General features: G+C 63.7%; 15 protein-coding genes. 13 read left to right on the top strand and 2 right to left on the bottom strand.

Annotation, left to right across the window (positions count from 1 at the left end; all coding sequences use genetic code 11):
* Positions 1-214 precede the first annotated feature (214 nt).
* From AC3WLM_RS03035 to AC3WLM_RS03025, 3 genes are all read left to right on the top strand, one after another.
* Entirely contained in the window at positions 215-1,126 is a 912-nt protein-coding gene (locus AC3WLM_RS03035; RefSeq protein WP_062343621.1) for a CmcJ/NvfI family oxidoreductase, read from the top strand.
* 58 nt (positions 1,127-1,184) lie between these two features.
* Positions 1,185-1,673, top strand: coding sequence for a flavin reductase family protein (locus tag AC3WLM_RS03030; protein ID WP_062343622.1), 489 nt, complete (start codon positions 1,185-1,187; stop codon positions 1,671-1,673).
* 254 nt (positions 1,674-1,927) lie between these two features.
* Entirely contained in the window at positions 1,928-2,623 is a 696-nt protein-coding gene (locus tag AC3WLM_RS03025; RefSeq protein ID WP_039335157.1) for a Crp/Fnr family transcriptional regulator, read from the top strand.
* Positions 2,624-2,699: 76 nt separating this feature from the next.
* On the opposite strand, the gene AC3WLM_RS03020 is transcribed toward AC3WLM_RS03025, so the two are convergent.
* Together AC3WLM_RS03020 and AC3WLM_RS03015 are read right to left on the bottom strand one after the other, a co-directional pair.
* Entirely contained in the window at positions 2,700-5,171 is a 2,472-nt protein-coding gene (locus AC3WLM_RS03020) for a TonB-dependent receptor (RefSeq protein WP_492476561.1), read from the bottom strand.
* 311 nt (positions 5,172-5,482) lie between these two features.
* Positions 5,483-6,169 carry an OmpW/AlkL family protein gene (locus AC3WLM_RS03015; RefSeq protein ID WP_492476560.1) on the bottom strand — a complete coding sequence of 229 codons (687 nt, stop codon included), beginning with the start codon at positions 6,167-6,169 and terminating at the stop codon, positions 5,483-5,485.
* 235 nt (positions 6,170-6,404) lie between these two features.
* On the opposite strand from AC3WLM_RS03015, the gene ccoN reads away from it, so the two are divergent.
* Genes ccoN through hemN form a run of 10 tightly spaced genes read left to right on the top strand, consistent with a single transcriptional unit; the run spans position 6,405 to position 15,808 of the window.
* Positions 6,405-8,051 carry a cytochrome-c oxidase, cbb3-type subunit I gene (ccoN, locus tag AC3WLM_RS03010; RefSeq protein ID WP_062343625.1) on the top strand — a complete coding sequence of 549 codons (1,647 nt, stop codon included), beginning with the start codon at positions 6,405-6,407 and terminating at the stop codon, positions 8,049-8,051.
* Between the two features lie 24 nt (positions 8,052-8,075).
* Positions 8,076-8,825, top strand: a complete 750-nt coding sequence (gene ccoO, locus AC3WLM_RS03005) for a cytochrome-c oxidase, cbb3-type subunit II (RefSeq protein ID WP_193827994.1) — start codon at positions 8,076-8,078, stop codon at positions 8,823-8,825.
* Entirely contained in the window at positions 8,822-8,992 is a 171-nt protein-coding gene (locus AC3WLM_RS03000; protein WP_039335150.1) for a cbb3-type cytochrome c oxidase subunit 3, read from the top strand. Before ccoO ends, AC3WLM_RS03000 begins: the two co-directional genes overlap by 4 nt.
* On the top strand, positions 8,985-9,935 hold the full coding sequence (gene ccoP / locus AC3WLM_RS02995; RefSeq protein ID WP_492476559.1) for a cytochrome-c oxidase, cbb3-type subunit III: 951 nt from the start codon (positions 8,985-8,987) through the stop codon (positions 9,933-9,935). The genes AC3WLM_RS03000 and ccoP overlap by 8 nt, the downstream gene beginning before the upstream one ends.
* 23 nt (positions 9,936-9,958) lie before the next feature.
* Positions 9,959-11,479: a cytochrome c oxidase accessory protein CcoG gene (gene ccoG / locus AC3WLM_RS02990; protein WP_492476558.1), complete on the top strand. Its 1,521-nt coding sequence runs from the start codon at positions 9,959-9,961 to the stop codon at positions 11,477-11,479.
* Entirely contained in the window at positions 11,476-11,946 is a 471-nt protein-coding gene (locus AC3WLM_RS02985) for a FixH family protein (protein ID WP_193827997.1), read from the top strand. The genes ccoG and AC3WLM_RS02985 overlap by 4 nt, the downstream gene beginning before the upstream one ends.
* Complete coding sequence (locus AC3WLM_RS02980) at positions 11,943-14,066, top strand: heavy metal translocating P-type ATPase (RefSeq protein ID WP_492476557.1); 2,124 nt, start codon at positions 11,943-11,945, stop codon at positions 14,064-14,066. The genes AC3WLM_RS02985 and AC3WLM_RS02980 overlap by 4 nt, the downstream gene beginning before the upstream one ends.
* On the top strand, positions 14,063-14,212 hold the full coding sequence (ccoS, locus tag AC3WLM_RS02975; protein ID WP_039335141.1) for a cbb3-type cytochrome oxidase assembly protein CcoS: 150 nt from the start codon (positions 14,063-14,065) through the stop codon (positions 14,210-14,212). The genes AC3WLM_RS02980 and ccoS overlap by 4 nt, the downstream gene beginning before the upstream one ends.
* An 8-nt stretch (positions 14,213-14,220) precedes the next feature.
* Positions 14,221-14,469: a hypothetical protein gene (locus tag AC3WLM_RS02970; protein WP_492476556.1), complete on the top strand. Its 249-nt coding sequence runs from the start codon at positions 14,221-14,223 to the stop codon at positions 14,467-14,469.
* Positions 14,459-15,808 carry an oxygen-independent coproporphyrinogen III oxidase gene (hemN, locus tag AC3WLM_RS02965; RefSeq protein ID WP_492476555.1) on the top strand — a complete coding sequence of 450 codons (1,350 nt, stop codon included), beginning with the start codon at positions 14,459-14,461 and terminating at the stop codon, positions 15,806-15,808. Before AC3WLM_RS02970 ends, hemN begins: the two co-directional genes overlap by 11 nt.
* Positions 15,809-15,870 lie beyond the last annotated feature (62 nt).

Here is a 15,870-nt window from a genome sequence, read left to right as displayed (position 1 = left end):
TGTGTTGGGCCAATATCGGCTGGGTGGCCGGGGTACTTCCCCGGCACGAATCGCCTCAGCCCGTTCCCACACAGTGCACGGCGATACCTGTGCGGCGGCCCCTACACGTGTTTTACGCGTTTGGCTTGCATTTCTTTTCAAGGCACCACTTGATTAGGCAGGCTAACATATGTGAAGGTCGGCCGGATCAGAAACAAGGCCTTGGGAGAGGCAGATGAACGTCACTGCGCAGCTTGAGCCGATCGAGGAATCTGTCCGCCGCGCTCCCGCGCTGATCCGGTATCTGGGCGAGGGGGACTACGTCACGCGGCGTTATGTCTCGCAGGGCGCCGAGATGAACACCGGCGAGTATTTCGATTACGCTTGCGAAGTGCGCGACGGGATGACCATCCGCGATCACTTCACGCTTGACACGCATGGCTTCGTGCTCGGCAAGCATCGCTCTGCCATTGCCGATTTCCACGATAAGCCCGCGGTCGACGCCGCCTATCTGGCTGAAGTCGAGGACCTGGTGACGCGCCTTTCCGGGGCAAGCCGAACCGCTGCTCAAGGGTGGATGATCCGGACGTCGGCTGATCTGTCGGCCAGGGCGAAACAGAAGGTCGAGGGTTATCAGCACTCCGGCGGAATCCAGCCACCGGCAGGCGAAGCGCACGTCGATTATAACGAGATTACCGGGCAACGCGCCGCCGCGCGGGTCTATGCCGATCGGTTTGCCGATGGTCCGGGGTACAAGCGCTATATCTGCTTCTCGCTGTGGCGGACGTTTTCGCCCGGGCCGCAGGACTGGCCGCTGGCAGTATGCGACGGACGCACGGTGAGTGATGAGGAAACCGCCTCGAACACCCTGTTCGTGGTCGATGAATTCCCTACCGGCGACGCCCTGACCGCTCCTGTCGAAGGGGAGGACCAGATGATCGCCGCGACGATCTTCCGCCATCGCGAGCGCCACCGCTGGTGGTACTTCTCGAACATGCAGGCAGACGACGTGCTGCTGTTCAAATTTCAGGACAGCGATCACTCGGTCACCTGGCGCTGCCCGCACACCGCGTTTCACGATACCAGCCTGCCCGATGCGAAGATCCGGGAAAGCATCGAAGTGCGCTGTATCGCGTACTTCGAATAGCCCGCCAGACCTTCAGGGACGGTTGACGCCCGCGCGAAATGGCGACAGGCAGGCGCGCATGATCGATCCCCGCCATTTCCGTAACGTCCTCGGTACCTGGCCGACAGGTGTCTGCGTCATCACTTCGGTCGAGCCGGATGGAACGCGGCACGGTCTGGTCGTGGGCTCGTTCAGTTCGATCTCGCTCGATCCGCCGCTTGTGGGATTTTTCCCGGACAAGCGATCGAGCACATGGCCCAGGATCGCGGAGACGGGCCGGTTTTGCGTGAATGTGCTGGGCGCTGACCAGTTGGAGCTGTGCAAGCGCTTTGCAGCGAAGGCTGAGGACAAGTTTGCCGAGCTTGCGCACGATCACACGCCGTCCGGCATGCCGCTTCTCGAGGACGCGATTGCCTGGATCGACTGCACGGTCGAGCGGGTCGAGGACATCGGCGATCACTTTCTGGTGGTTGGCGCAGTCGAGGCGCTGGACCGTCGCGAAGACGGCACACCGCTGCTGTTCTTCCGGGGCCAGTATCACGACGTGACGCAGCTTCCCGCGCTCTGAATTCTGCAGCAATCCTAAAAATTGTTGGTGTTTTTGACTTCCGTCAACGCGGGCTCGGGCGCGCGCGGATAGTCATGACTTCGACGAAGCGGGGTGGATGCACCCCACCGGCCTCCGCCCCGCTTCGGCGATTTCTCCCCAACTCGGGCGGCCCGGCAGAAACGGACCGCCCAATTTTTTCGTGCTTCGGAGAGCCCGAAGACCGATCCTTTTCGCCAATTGCCGGAAATGGTTCGGAATGATAACGAAGCGCCATGTCTTCCTGTGATACCTGTGTCGTCCGCAATCGTGCCATTTGCGCCGGACTCGACAACCGTGAGATTGAAGCGCTCAATCAGATCGGTCGACGCAGAGTAGTGACGGCGGGCGAACCGCTGATCTGGGAAGACGATGATTCGCTGCTCGTCGCCAATGTGATCGAAGGCGTCCTCAAGCTGACCACCAGCACGGAGGACGGGCGCGAGCAGATCGTCGGCGTTGCCTATCCATCGGATTTCATCGGCCGTCCGTTCGGACAGACCAGCAGCGCAAGCGTGGTCGCGCTGACCGATGCGCGTGTCTGCGTGTTCTCGCGCAACGATTTTGACCGCTTCGCCCGCGAACATCCCGAGCTTGAGCACAAGCTGCTGGAGCGCACTCTTGCGGAACTCGACCGCACGCGTTCGTGGATGATGCTCCTCGGGCGCAAGAACGCATCGGAAAAGATCGCGACATTCCTGCTGGAAATGTCCGATCGCCTGGCGGAAACGGGATGCACTCCCGCTTTCGGGCCTGCACGCCGTTTTTCACTGCCGTTTTCCCGCCAGCAAGTTGCTGACGTTCTGGGACTGACGATCGAAACGGTCAGCCGTCAGTTCACCAAGCTCAAGAATGAAGGCGTGATCGAACTTCCCTCGCGTCGCGAGGTGGAGATACTGAATCGGCAGGCGTTGGTCTCGCTCGCCGGTTGAATCCGGCTCCAGCGTTGGAAATGGAAAAGGCCGGCCCCTTGCGGGACCGGCCTTTCTCTTGTCCGATCCCGAAGGATCAGAACGACTTGCGCACGGTCATGCCGATCTTGCGCGGCGTGCCGACGTTGTAGCCGAGGCGTGCGCGGCCACCGCGTTCGCGGTCGAGCGAGAGCAGCGGCGTTTCGTTGAACAGGTTGTTGGCATAGACCACAACCGACAGGCCGTTCTCCCAGTTCAGACCCGCCGAGATGTTGACGAGGTTGTAGCTCGGCAGCTGGTACGATCCGAAGTTGTAGGCGCCGCTGCCGTAGGCGCCGGTTGCCGGATTGAAGAACAGCGAGTTGCCGAACGCGCCTGCGCCGGCCTCTTGATCCGAGGGCTGGGTGAAGCGGTTGCCGACATGCTGGAAGCTGGCATTGGCCGACAACTCCATGCCGCTAGACACTTCAGTGGTGTAACCGGCTGTTGCCGACATCTGGAACTTCGGCACGGTCGGCAGGCGGTTGCCGTCACGGATGCCCGCGATGATCGCGCCAGTGCCGTCCTTGACGCTGCTGTCGAACTGCGATTCGATCACCGAGCCGTTGACTGCGAGCGAGAAGCCCATGCCGAGGTCGGCAGCGAGTTCCATTTCGACACCGGTGGTGTGCGCCTTTGGCACGTTGAACACCACGCGCGACGAGCAGCTTCCGGCGTCGGCCGTGACCTGCAGGTTGCGGATATCGTTGTAGAACGCCGCCGCATTGAAGGTGACGGGGCCGCTGGCGAGCTTCACACCGGCCTCGTAGTTCCAAAGGGTCTCGTCCTTGTAGGTCTGGCTGTTACCGAAGATGACCTTGTCGTTGGCCGAGCAGAGCGGCAGGTTCAGCGGGTCGTTCACGCCACCAAGGCGGAAGCCTTTTGAAGCCTGCAGGTTGATCGAAAGATCCCGGCTCGGCTGATAGCTGACGATGAAGCGGGGATTGAACCCGTCGCTCTTGGTCTTGTCGGCAATCCGGCGGTCACCGTTGGCGAAGACGCCGCCCGAGATGAAATCGCGCGATTCCTTGAAGTCGTAATAGCGACCGCCTGCGGTCATCTTGAAGTCGCCGATCTTGTAGCTGGCTTCACCGAAGATCGCGAACTGCTCGATGTCGTATGGGATATCGGCATTGTAAGGCGAGTTCGCGGGGAACCCGTTGGCGATCGCAGCGTCGGTCGACACGAACGGGGTACGCAAAGCCGGATTGGCGTTGGGAACGCGGCACGTGTTTTCGGCTTGGCACAGGGCGGCAAGGAACAGGTTGCCGAAGGCGTCGTAACCCGGGGTGGGCAGGCGCTGGGCGTATTTACGGTCGATCTTGCTGTAGAACCCGCCAAGTACCCACTGGAGTGGGCCCTTGCCTGACGAGGCCAGGCGCACTTCCTGGGTCCAGGTCTTCAGCTTGGTGCCATCGCGCAGGTTCGAAGGCAGGTTTGCGCCCGGCGCCACAAGCGGTTCCAAACCGGCGAACGAGACCGAGACCGAGCCGGTCAGGGCCGAAGCATCGCGGCTAACCAGAATATCGCGGTTGATATAGGTCGTGACGCTGGTGACCTCGATCGAATCCGAAACTGGAGCCGAGATCGTGAGGTCAGCCAAGGTGGTCTTGTCGCGGAAGCCTTCGCGCAGCTTCAGATACTGCGTGTTTTCCGGCAGCGCGGGAGCGCCAGCCAGAGGGCTCTGGTAGAAGTGGTAGACGTCCGCGCGGTTGAAGCCGTTGGTCTTGATGTCCTGGTAGACGATGCGCGGCGTGATCTTCACGCCAGTAACAGGTTCGAACAGCACTGCTGCGCGAACGCCGTAGCGCTCGCCGTCGTTGATGTTCTTGCCGGCCGCCGGGCCGACTGCGTCGATAAAGCCGGCAAAGTGCTCGCCATACCCGACCACGCGCAGCGCGGCGTTCTCGCCCAGCGGCACGTTGACGGCGCCCTTGGCCGAATAGCCGACATCGCCGCCGTCGAGCACGTTGACGTCAGCGGCGACCTGGCCTTCGGTCTGGCCCAGCTTGGGCTGGTTAGTGATGTAGCGGACGGTACCGCCCACCGAACCCGAACCGAACAGCGTGCCCTGCGGCCCGCGCAGCGTTTCCACGCGGTTGAGGTCGAACAGGTCGAAATCAGGTGTGAACAGCGACAGCGAGGTGACGGATTCGTCGAGATAGATGCCGACCTGTTCCTTCACGCCCGGCTGGTCGCGGACGATCTGGCCTGCCGATACGCCGCGCACGGAAACCTGGCTCTGGCCGGGCCCGAGGTTCTGGACAGTGAGGCCGGCGACCGAGCGCGAGATGTCTTCGATCGAGCTGGCGCCGGTCTTCTCGATGTCGGCTGCGGTCTGCGCGTTCACCGAGAACGGCACTTCCTGGATCGTCTGGGCGCGCTTGGTTGCGGTCACGACGATTTCGTTGCCGGTGCTGCCGTCTTCAGCCTGTGCTTCATCGGCGGACTGGGCGAGGGCAGGCGTCGCGATCACCAGCGAGGCGACGGACGAGAGCAGAATCCTGCGAATGCGGGCTGGGTTAGCCATTGTTGTATCCTCCCGAAATGGCGCAATTGTAGTTGCGATGGCAACTTGTTCGTTGACAAGTGCTGGAGTTCCCATGCGCTAGAGCAACGGTTCGGCGCAATCAGGCTTTGGGGAAGTTCCGCCTATTCAGCCACACCTGTGTCTGCGGCGCAACAGGCCTGAAATGCCCGGAAATGTTGGGATTTGTAAGTTGAACAAACAAAAAGTGGCGGGCAGAAAACCAGCGAGGCGATCCCAGAACCTCGTGATTTCCTGCCCGCCGTCCCCTGATCCGGCGCGCGTGGGGGGCGCCGGACGGGAAGGGGATTTCGTCAGAAGCGGTATGCGAGTCCCGCGCTCACGACCCACGGGTCAAGCGAGTGCTTGGTGGTCAGGACTTCGGCATTTCCGGCATAGAAGTGGGCGGTCGTGTCCTGGAAATACTTCTTGGCATCGATGCTGACACCAAGGCCCTTGTCGTTGACCGGAATGTCCACCCCCGCCTGAAGGGCAAAGCCCACTTCGTTGGACATCTTGACCTTGGTCACGCCCAGGCCAGTGATGCTCGAACCAGGCTTTTCACCGAAGATCAGAAACATCGACGGACCGGCGCCCACATATGGCTTGATCCCGCCGCCCATCGGCAGGTGATACTTCAGCGTCAGCGTGGCCGGCAGCACCAGCACGTGGTCGACGATGTTGGTGGCTGGGGCCAGGGCGCCCACGCCGCTGACATGGTGCTGGGTGAAGCAGCAGATCGTCTCGGCCGAGATGTTGGGCGTCAGAAAATACTCGACCGCAAGGGTCGGCACATAGTTGTCGTTGGCCTTGGTCTGCGCGCCGGTGGTCAGGCCCAGGGGGTCTTTCTTCACTTCCACGATCTTGCCGTCCGGAAGCACGCCAGTGCCGAGCACCTTGACCTGCAGCTTGCCTTCGGCCGAGCCGGCAAGGGCCGATGCCGGTGCAAGAGCGGCGGCTGCGAAGGCCAGGGGCAGGGCGGCGGTAATCAGCTTCTTCATCGGTCTTGTCCTGCACCACGGATGGCCAGCCCCTCGCTGGCCCCAGATCGTCCGTGGCTTGGACAGCCTGATGCACCGCACCGAATCACGAGACATTGACGAAGCGCAAAAATGCGAAAACGCGATCTACGACCAAAGTATAAGGCTGATTTTGCGCGATTTGACTCTGGTCAATGTTCCTCCTCGCCCTTGGGTGCAGCGCGGCATGCACATCACTCATGGAAGGGAAGGCTCCATGGAATCGGCACTATCGCGCTCGGGCCTCTGGCTCGTTGCGCTCTTTATCGCCGTCGCCGCCTGCGCTGCAGCCGTCGACACGGGTTTCGCGATCCACATGGGCATCGTGGCACTGGCCTGCATCATCGGGCTGATCGTCACGCTGCGCGGGGTGGATCTGTCGAAGGCCATCCTCGCACCTGATCAGGGCCGCTACGACGACGACGTGATCCGCTGGGGCGTGATCGCGACCGTCTTCTGGGGCATGGCAGGGTTCCTGGCAGGGCTCTACATCGCACTTCAACTGGCGCTGCCGGTCCTGAACCTCGGTCTTGAATGGACCGCGTTCGGCCGCCTGCGCCCGCTGCACACCTCTGCGGTCATCTTCGCTTTCGGAGGCAACGCGCTGATCGCCACGTCGTTCTACGTCGTGCAGCGTACTTGCCGGGCGAGGCTGGCCTTCCCCGGCCTCGCCCGTTTCGTGTTCTGGGGATACCAGCTGTTCATCGTGCTGGCGGCAACCGGCTATCTGCTCGGCATCACGCAGGGCAAGGAATATGCCGAGCCCGAATGGTATGTCGACCTGTGGCTGACCATCGTCTGGGTGGCCTACCTCGCGGTCTTCGTCGGTACGATCGTCAAGCGCACCGAACCGCATATCTATGTTGCCAACTGGTTCTACCTGTCGTTCATCGTGACCGTGGCGATGCTGCACATCGTCAACAACCTGAACTGGCCGGTCAGCTTTGTCGGCAGCCGCAGCTACCCGATCTTTGCCGGTGTGCAGGGCGCGCTGGTGCAGTGGTGGTACGGCCACAACGCGGTCGGCTTCTTCCTCACCGCCGGCTTCCTGGCGATGATGTACTACTTCGTTCCGAAGCAGGCCGAACGCCCGGTCTATTCCTACCGCCTGTCGATCATCCACTTCTGGGCGCTGATCTTCCTCTACATCTGGGCGGGTCCGCACCACCTTCACTACACCGCGCTGCCCGACTGGGCGCAGACGCTGGGCATGGTCTTCTCGGTCATGCTGTGGATGCCGAGCTGGGGCGGCATGATCAACGGCCTGATGACGCTCAACGGCGCCTGGGACAAGGTCCGAACCGATCCGATCATCCGCATGATGGTCATGGCGCTCGCCTTCTATGGCATGAGCACCTTCGAAGGCCCGATGATGTCGATCAAGTCGGTGAACAGCCTGTCGCACTATACCGACTGGACCATCGGCCACGTCCACTCCGGCGCGCTGGGCTGGAATGGCATGATCACCTTCGCGGCGGTCTATTACCTCGTGCCGCGCCTGTGGAACCGTGAACGGCTCTACTCGCTGCGCATGGTCAACTGGCACTTCTGGCTCGCGACCGTGGGCATCGTCTTCTACGCCGCCTCGATGTGGGTGGCAGGCATCACCCAAGGCCTGATGTGGCGCGAATATGGTGCCGACGGCTACCTGGTGAACAGCTTTGCCGAAACCGTCCTTGCGCTGAAGCCGATGTTCTTCCTGCGCGCCTTCGGTGGCCTGCTTTACCTCGCAGGAGCCGTGGTCATGACCGTCAACGTCTGGCGCACGATCCTTGGGGCGCTGCGTGACGAAGCGCCGATGAGCGACGCCCCCTACGATCCCGAAAAGGACCGTCCGATCCTCGCCGCGCCTGCCGCAGCCTGATCAGACGCATCCGGAGAAAATCCCATGACGACAATCGTGGAAAAGCACAAGAAACTGGAGCGCAACGTGACGCTCCTCGGGCTCGCGGCCTTTGCCGCGGTCACCGTGGGCGGCATCGTCGAGATTGCCCCGCTGTTCTGGATCGACAACACGATCGAGAAGGTGGACGGCATGCGCCCCTACACCCCGCTCGAGCAGGCCGGACGCGACATCTACGTCCGCGAAGGCTGCTACACCTGCCATAGCCAGATGATCCGTCCGTTCCGTGACGAGGTCGAACGCTACGGCCACTACAGCCTTGCAGCGGAATCGATGTACGACCATCCGTTCCAGTGGGGCTCGAAGCGTACCGGGCCTGACCTTGCCCGCGTCGGCAATCGCTATTCCGATGAATGGCACGTGCAGCACCTCAAGGATCCGCGCGCCGTGGTGCCGGAATCGATCATGCCGACGTACGCGCACCTTGCCGAGCATGACCTGAACCCGGGCGACATGACGGCAGAGCTGCGCACGCTCTACCAGGTCGGCGTGCCCTACTCGAAGACCGACATCGAGAAGGCCAACGAGGACCTCAAGGCCCAGGCCGATCCGAACGCAGACGCGACCGATCTGCTCAAGCGCTACCCCAAGGCGCAGGCGCGCGACTTTGACGGCGATCCGACGCGTCTGACCGAGATGGATGCGCTTGTCGCCTACCTCCAGATGCTGGGCACGCTTGTCGACGTGAACGCCCCTGCTGCGCAGGAGAAGCTCGCCAAGGAGAAGGGCCGATGAGCACCCACTCCACTTACGACATGCTGCGGCATCTCGCTGACAGCTGGGGCCTGCTGGTGATGACGGCCATTTTCGTGGGGTTGAGCGCATGGCCGTTCCGCCCCGGCGCCAAGCCGCTGAACCGCGAGGCTGCGAACTCGATCTTCAAGGACGAAACCGATGTCTGAGTCTAACAAGATTCCGGCCTCCGCCGGAGGGCGCATCGACGACGCAACCGGCGTCGAAACCGTCGGCCACGAATGGGACGGCATCGAGGAACTGAACAATCCCCTGCCGCGCTGGTGGCTGTGGTCCTTCTACGCCACGATCGTCTTCTCCATCGCCTACTGCGTGGTCTACCCGGCCTGGCCGATGATCGACAAGGCGACGGCGGGAACCTTCGGCTGGACCAGCCGCGGCCAGCTCGACCAGGAGATGAAGGCAGAAGCTGCGCGCAAGGCGGGGCTCTTGGCCGAACTCGACAAGGCCTCGATCGAACAGATCGCCGCTGATCCGCGCCTGCGCCGCGCCGCGATCGACGGTGGACGCGCCGCGTTCAAGGTCAACTGCATCCAGTGTCACGGCAATGGCGCCGCTGGCAGTGCGGGCTATCCCAACCTCAATGACGACGACTGGCTGTGGGGCGGCGATGTCGCCACGGTCCACCAGACGCTCGTCCACGGCGTGCGCCAGCCCGGCGACGACGCCACCCGCATGAGTCAGATGCCGGCCTTCGGGCGCGATGGCATCCTGACGCCGGCCCAAGTGCAGGACGTGGTCAGCCATGTCCGCGTGATCAGCGCGCAGGAGAAGCCGAGCGGTTCGTCGCAGCGCGGCGCCGAGATCTACGCCGCAAACTGCGTCGCTTGTCATGGCGCCAGCGGTGAAGGCGATCGGGCTTTTGGCGCGCCCAAGCTCAGCGATGCGATCTGGCTCTACGGTGGTGACCGCAAGGCGCTGACCCAGACGGTGACGAACGCCCGGTACGGCGTGATGCCATCGTGGGGCACGCGTCTCGATCCGGTGACGGTGAAGATGCTGGCCACTTACGTCCATTCGCTGGGCGGCGGCGAGGAAGCACCCGCTCCTGCCGCTCCCGAACCCGCAGCAGCCCCCGCTGCGGCTAAATAACCCGAACACAGGACAACACGGTCATGACTGCGCACGATCCCAAACTCCGCGCGGACCACTCGAACGAAATCGGCCTCTACGAAAAGCGGAAAGGCGTTTTCCCGAAGGCTATCAACGGACCGTTCCGCCGCTTCAAGTGGCTGGTCATGATCGTGTGCCTGGGCATTTACTGGGGCACGCCGTGGATTCGGTGGGACCGCGGCCCCTATGCCCCCGACCAGGCGGTGCTGATCGATCTGGCGCACCGCCGGTTCTTCATGTTCGATATCGAAATCTGGCCGCATGAATTCTACTTCGTGGCAGGCCTGCTGATCATGGCCGGGATCGGCCTGTTCCTCGTCACCTCGGCGGTGGGTCGCGCCTGGTGCGGCTATGCCTGCCCGCAGACGGTGTGGACCGACCTGTTCCAGCACGTCGATCGCTCCATCGATGGCGACCGCAACGCCCAGCTGCGCCTGCAGAAGGCGCCGTGGACAGCCGGAAAGATCGGCAAGCGCGCGCTGAAGTGGACCATCTACCTCGCCATCAGCTTCGCCACGGGCGGGGCCTGGATCTTCTACTTCGCCGACGCACCGACGCTGCAATACGAATTCTGGACCGGCACTGCCGCTCCTGTCGCCTATGCCACCACATTCGTCCTGACGATGACGACCTTCATCTTCGGCGGCTTCATGCGCGAACAGGTCTGCGTATACATGTGCCCCTGGCCGCGCATCCAGACCGCGATGCTCGACGAGAAGAGCCTGATCGTCACCTACAAGGACTGGCGCGGCGAGCCGCGCGGCTCGGTCAAGAGCGCGGTCAAGGCTGCCACTCCGCTGGGTGACTGCATCGACTGTATGCAGTGCGTCGCCGTATGCCCGACCGGCATAGACATCCGCGAGGGGCCGCAGATCGGCTGCATCACTTGCGCGCTGTGCATCGACGCCTGCGACAAGGCCATGGCCGACGTCGGTCGCGCGCGCGGACTGATCGACTACTGCACGCTGGTCGATGCCGAAAAGGAGAAGAAGGGCGAGGAGCCCACCCCGGTCCTCAAGACCATCTTCCGTCCGCGCACGCTGATCTATCTCGGGGTGTGGTCGGCGATCGGCGCGGCAATGCTCTTCGCCCTTGGCCAGCGCGCCCGTCTCGACATTTCGGTGGCCAAGGACCGCAATCCCGAGTTCGTGACGCTGTCTGACGGGACAATCCGCAACGCCTACACGATCAAGCTGCGCAACATGGAAGAGCGCCCGCGCACCTTCCGCGTCGCGTTGGAAGGCCTTGAAGGCGCTGCCATGTTCACCGACGAGATGGACGCAGCCGCTGCCAAGCGCGATCTCACCTTCCGCGTCCCCGCCGACACCACGCAGCGCCTGCGCATCTACGTCGTTGCCCGGCGCCGTGGTGAACATGGCGAACACCGCCGCGACGGCCACGGTGAAGGCCATCATGACAGGGGCCACGGCGAATTCGCCTTCGTCCTCACGGCCCCCGATGACGAAGGCGGCATGGACCGCAGCGAAACCAGCTTCACCCTCCCTGAAGGACACGGCGAATGACCCAGAACAGCCGTACCGCTCGCCCGTTCACTGGCAAGCACATCACCCTGATCCTCGTCAGCTTCTTCGGCGTGGTCATCGCGGTCAACGTCCTCATGGCGCGGCTTGCCACGGACACTTTCGGCGGGGTGGTGGTCGAGAATTCCTACGTTGCCAGCCAGCAGTTCAACGGCTGGCTCAAGGAAGCCAGCGCTGAGCAGGCGCTCGGCTGGAAAGCCGACATCGCCCGCGACGAGCAAGGCAGGGCGGCGATCACATTGCGCGACAGCAAGGGCAGCGCCATCGCTGCCGCCAAGGTCTCTGCCGTTGCCGAACATCCGCTCGGCCAGCGTCCGGAGACCGACCTGACCTTGCACGAACTTGCACCGGGCACTTACGCCGCCCCGCTCGAAGCCGGTCGCTGGCGCTTGCGGGTCATGGTCCAGGCCGAAGGCAAGGTTTGGCGCGCCGTAGGTGAAGTGCTGTGACCGTCGCCGCCCGCCTTCGCGCTGTCCCTGACGATGCAGTCCACACTGTCCTCGCCGTGCCGGGCATGCACTGCGCCGGCTGCATGGGCAAGGTCGAGCGCGCGCTCGCCGCGCTCGACGGGGTGGCCAGCGCAAGAACCAACCTGACCGCACGGACGGTGGAAGTCATCCACGCCCCGGAGGTCGAGCCGCCAACGCTCGTGGCGACGCTCGCAGCTACCGGTTTCGATGCGCAGCCGCGCGAGATCGAGGCCGAACCCGTTTCGGCCGTCAGGCCACTTCTCGCCCCACTCGGCGTCGCCGCCTTTGCCTGCATGAACGTCATGCTCATGTCGGTCAGCGTCTGGTCGGGCGCCGACGGGACGACGCGATCGCTGTTTCACTGGGTCTCGGCGATGATCGGGGTGCCCGCCATCGTCTATGCCGGCCGCCCGTTCTTCGCTTCGGCCTGGAAGGTGCTGCGCCATGGCAGGACCAACATGGACGTGCCGATCTCCATCGGCGTGACCATCGCCACCGGATTGTCGTTCTACGAAACCCTGACCGGCGGGGCAGAGGCCTGGTTCGACGGCGTGCTCATGCTGCTGATGTTCCTGCTGGCAGGGCGCGTACTCGATGCGATGATGCGCGATCGCGCGCGTTCGGGCGTCGATGCCCTGTTGCGCCAGGTCGCCAGTGGCACGATGGTCGTTGAGGCGGATGGCGCAACCCGCTGGCTCGACACGAAAGCCCTGCATCCCGGCATGCTCATGCGCGTCGCGGCGGGCGAGCGTCTTGCCGCCGATGGGGAAGTCCTGCGCGGCACCACGCGCTTCGACCAGTCGCTGCTGACCGGCGAAAGTGCGCCCGTGGAAGCCGCGCCCGGCACGGTCGTTCACGCCGGGACACTGAACGTCGATGCACCGGTCGACGTGCGCGTCACCGCCATCGGACAAGACACCGCGCTGTCGGAGATCGCCCGCCTGATGGAGGCGGCCGGGCAATCGCGCTCGAAGTTCGTGCGCATCGCCGATCGCGCCTCGCACCTCTATGCCCCTGCTGTCCACACGCTGGCGGCGCTCACCTTTGCCGGATGGATGATCGCGGGCGCTGGCGTCTACCAGTCGCTGGTCATCGCCATTGCGGTGCTGATCATCACCTGCCCCTGCGCGCTCGGCCTTGCCGTCCCGGTAGCGCAAGTCGTAGCGGCAGGCGCGCTGCTGAAGCGCGGCATTCTGGTCAAGGACGGCTCCGCGCTCGAACGCATGGCCGAGGTCAACCGTATCCTGCTCGACAAGACCGGTACGCTCACGCTCGGACGCCCCGTGCCGGATGAAGTCGCGCTCGGCGCATTGACGGAAGCGCAAGGCTCGGTCGTCATGGCCCTTGCCAGCCATAGCCGCCACCCGCTGTCGCTCGGCCTGGTGCAAGCCCTTGGTGCCCGCGGCGTGCGGGCCGCAGTTGTCGAAGATGTGCGCGAGGAAGCAGGGCAGGGCATCACCGCCCGCTGGAACGGTCTGGCGGTCGCGCTGGGCCGTCCTGCCTCGTCGCAGGGCATGGCCACGGCGTTCCGCATCGAAGGCGATGCCGTCCGCGTCATTCCCTTTGCTGACCGTCTTCGCCCCGATGCAGATGAGGCTCTGGCGCAGTTGAAGGCTCTGAATGTCGATCCTTCGATCCTTTCCGGAGATTCGGTCCCGGCAGTGGCAGCAGTAGCCCGCGCCACCGGTCTGACGGCGCAAGCCGCAGCTTCTCCTGCCGACAAGCAGGAGGCTCTCCAGCGCCTGCAACGCGTCGGCTGGAAGGTGATGATGGCGGGCGACGGCCTGAACGACGGCCCGGCGCTCGCGGCAGCAAACGCCTCGATCGCGCCGGGTTCCGCCAGCGATGTCGGGCGGCAGGCAGCGGACATGGTGTTCACCGGAGACTCGCTCCTCGCCGTCCCTCGCGCGATCCGCGTCTCGCGGGCGACCATGCGCGTGGTCCGGCAGAACTTCGCGCTCGCCATCGGCTACAACGTGCTGGCCGTTCCGCTGGCCATTCTCGGCCACGTCACCCCGCTGATCGCCGCCGTCGCCATGTCGACCAGCTCGCTTATCGTCGTCGCCAATTCGCTGCGCCTTGCCGGAGAGACGAAATGAACGGCATCGCCTTCATGCTCCCCATCGCACTCGGCATGGGGCTGTTCGGACTGGCCGGGTTCTTCTGGGCCTTGAAGCGCGGGCAGTTCAGCGATCTCGATGGCGCCGCCGCGCGCATCCTGATCGAAGAAGAGGATCAGCCATGAACCGCCTCATGCGCCTGTTCGCGCCATTGGCCGTGCTGCAGATGGCCATGCCGTCGTCCGGCCACGCCAGCGTCATGATGGTTGCGTCGTGCGGCGGAACCGGCGGACCGATACCGATCCGCATCCCCGCCAAGGATGATGGCAGCAAAAATCTGCCCTGCTGCAAGGTTTGTCATATCTCAATGCGCAAGCGCACGGGCACCGATAGCTGTTGCGGAAATGGAGACGACGGAGAAGGTGAAGGCGATGGCTGCTGACATGATGACGGGGCCTGAAGTCTTCGGCCAATGGACCTACTGGCCAGAGCTGCTCGAACGCCCGGTTCCGCGCTACACCAGCTATCCCACCGCTGCCGAGTTCGTCGAGGAGAGCTTCGAGGACCGGCAGCGTGAAGCGTTGAAGGCCCTGCGCGGCACGGTCTCGCTCTATCTCCACATCCCTTATTGCCGTGAGATATGCTGGTACTGTGGCTGCAACACTGGCGCAGCCAACAAGACCCAGCGCCTCGCCGCCTACATGGAAGCGCTGCATCACGAGATCGACCTGGTCTCGCGCCTGCTGCACCCGTCGGTCAAGGTTTCGCGCATCGCCTTCGGCGGCGGCAGCCCCAACGCCATCAAGCCGACCGATTTCGTCCGCCTCGTCGACAAGTTGACCCTCAGCTTCCGCCTCGCCAATCCGGTGCTGTCGATCGAGCTCGATCCCCGCACGCTCGAGCCCGGCTGGTTCATGGCGATCCGCGGCATCGGCGTGATCAAGGCCAGCCTCGGCGTGCAGACGCTCGATGCCCGCGTCCAGCAGGCGATTGGCCGCGTCCAGCCGCGTGACGATATCGAGCGCGCGGTTGCAGGCTTGCGCAAGGCCGGTGTCGATTCCATCAATTTTGACCTCATGTACGGCCTGCCGTTCCAGAACGACGATATCCTCAGCCAGACGCTGGACCAGTCGATCGCCATGGGTGCCGATCGCTTCGCCTTGTTTGGCTATGCCCATGTGCCCCACATGATCCCGCGCCAGCAGCGGATCGATGCCAGCGAACTGCCAGACCAGCGCGCGCGCTTCCGCATGGCCGCCGAAGGCTATCAGCGCCTGATCAGTGCCGGGTATCAGGCGGTCGGCTTCGATCACTTCGCCCTGCAGGACGATGACCTTGCCATCGCCTCGCGCGCGGGCACCCTGCGCCGCAATTTCCAGGGCTTCACCGAAGACCAGTCCGAAGTGCTCATCGGCCTTGGCGCATCATCGATCAGCGAATTCCCCGAGCTTTACGTGCAGACCGAGAAGAACGCCGGCCGCTATCGCATGCTGGTCGGCGCCGATCAGTTGCCGGGACGGAAGGGCGTGATCCGCACGGCCGAGGATCGCCGCCGCGGCGCGCTCATCAACGACATCCTCTGCCGGGGCAGGGCGCAGATCGACTCCGATCTTCTGGCCATGAACCGCAGCCGGCTGGAGCCATTTATCGCACGCGGCCTCGCCCGTCTCGAAGGCAACGTGCTGAGCCTGTTGTCGGGCAACGAGCCCTACGCCCGTTCGATCGCCTCGGTGTTCGACGCCTATCGCACTGGTGAGCGGCAATTCAGCTCGGCAGTGTGAAGTTCCAGTTGTTCTGCGTTCCCCAAGAATAGCTATGCGCCTGCCCTTAGCAGGTGCACAAT

Source organism: Novosphingobium sp. FW305-C-30-35 (genome assembly GCF_058783135.1).
The sequence above is the reverse complement of the archived record's forward strand: the minus strand, read 5'-3'. Positions and strand labels throughout refer to the sequence as shown.

Bases quoted from the DNA above. Each gene is read 5' to 3' on its own strand.
- AC3WLM_RS03025 (WP_039335157.1), top strand. From the start codon at position 1,928: ATGTCTTCCTGTGATACCTGTGTCGTCCGCAATCGTGCCATTTGCGCC.
- hemN (WP_492476555.1), top strand. From the start codon at position 14,459: ATGGCTGCTGACATGATGACGGGGCCTGAAGTCTTCGGCCAATGGACC.
- AC3WLM_RS03020 (WP_492476561.1), bottom strand. From the start codon at position 5,171: ATGGCTAACCCAGCCCGCATTCGCAGGATTCTGCTCTCGTCCGTCGCC.
- AC3WLM_RS02985 (WP_193827997.1), top strand. From the start codon at position 11,476: ATGACCCAGAACAGCCGTACCGCTCGCCCGTTCACTGGCAAGCACATC.
- ccoO (WP_193827994.1), top strand. From the start codon at position 8,076: ATGACGACAATCGTGGAAAAGCACAAGAAACTGGAGCGCAACGTGACG.
- AC3WLM_RS03035 (WP_062343621.1), top strand. From the start codon at position 215: ATGAACGTCACTGCGCAGCTTGAGCCGATCGAGGAATCTGTCCGCCGC.
- ccoN (WP_062343625.1), top strand. From the start codon at position 6,405: ATGGAATCGGCACTATCGCGCTCGGGCCTCTGGCTCGTTGCGCTCTTT.
- AC3WLM_RS03030 (WP_062343622.1), top strand. From the start codon at position 1,185: ATGATCGATCCCCGCCATTTCCGTAACGTCCTCGGTACCTGGCCGACA.
- ccoG (WP_492476558.1), top strand. From the start codon at position 9,959: ATGACTGCGCACGATCCCAAACTCCGCGCGGACCACTCGAACGAAATC.
- ccoP (WP_492476559.1), top strand. From the start codon at position 8,985: ATGTCTGAGTCTAACAAGATTCCGGCCTCCGCCGGAGGGCGCATCGAC.
- AC3WLM_RS03000 (WP_039335150.1), top strand. From the start codon at position 8,822: ATGAGCACCCACTCCACTTACGACATGCTGCGGCATCTCGCTGACAGC.
- AC3WLM_RS02970 (WP_492476556.1), top strand. From the start codon at position 14,221: ATGCGCCTGTTCGCGCCATTGGCCGTGCTGCAGATGGCCATGCCGTCG.
- AC3WLM_RS03015 (WP_492476560.1), bottom strand. From the start codon at position 6,169: ATGAAGAAGCTGATTACCGCCGCCCTGCCCCTGGCCTTCGCAGCCGCC.
- ccoS (WP_039335141.1), top strand. From the start codon at position 14,063: ATGAACGGCATCGCCTTCATGCTCCCCATCGCACTCGGCATGGGGCTG.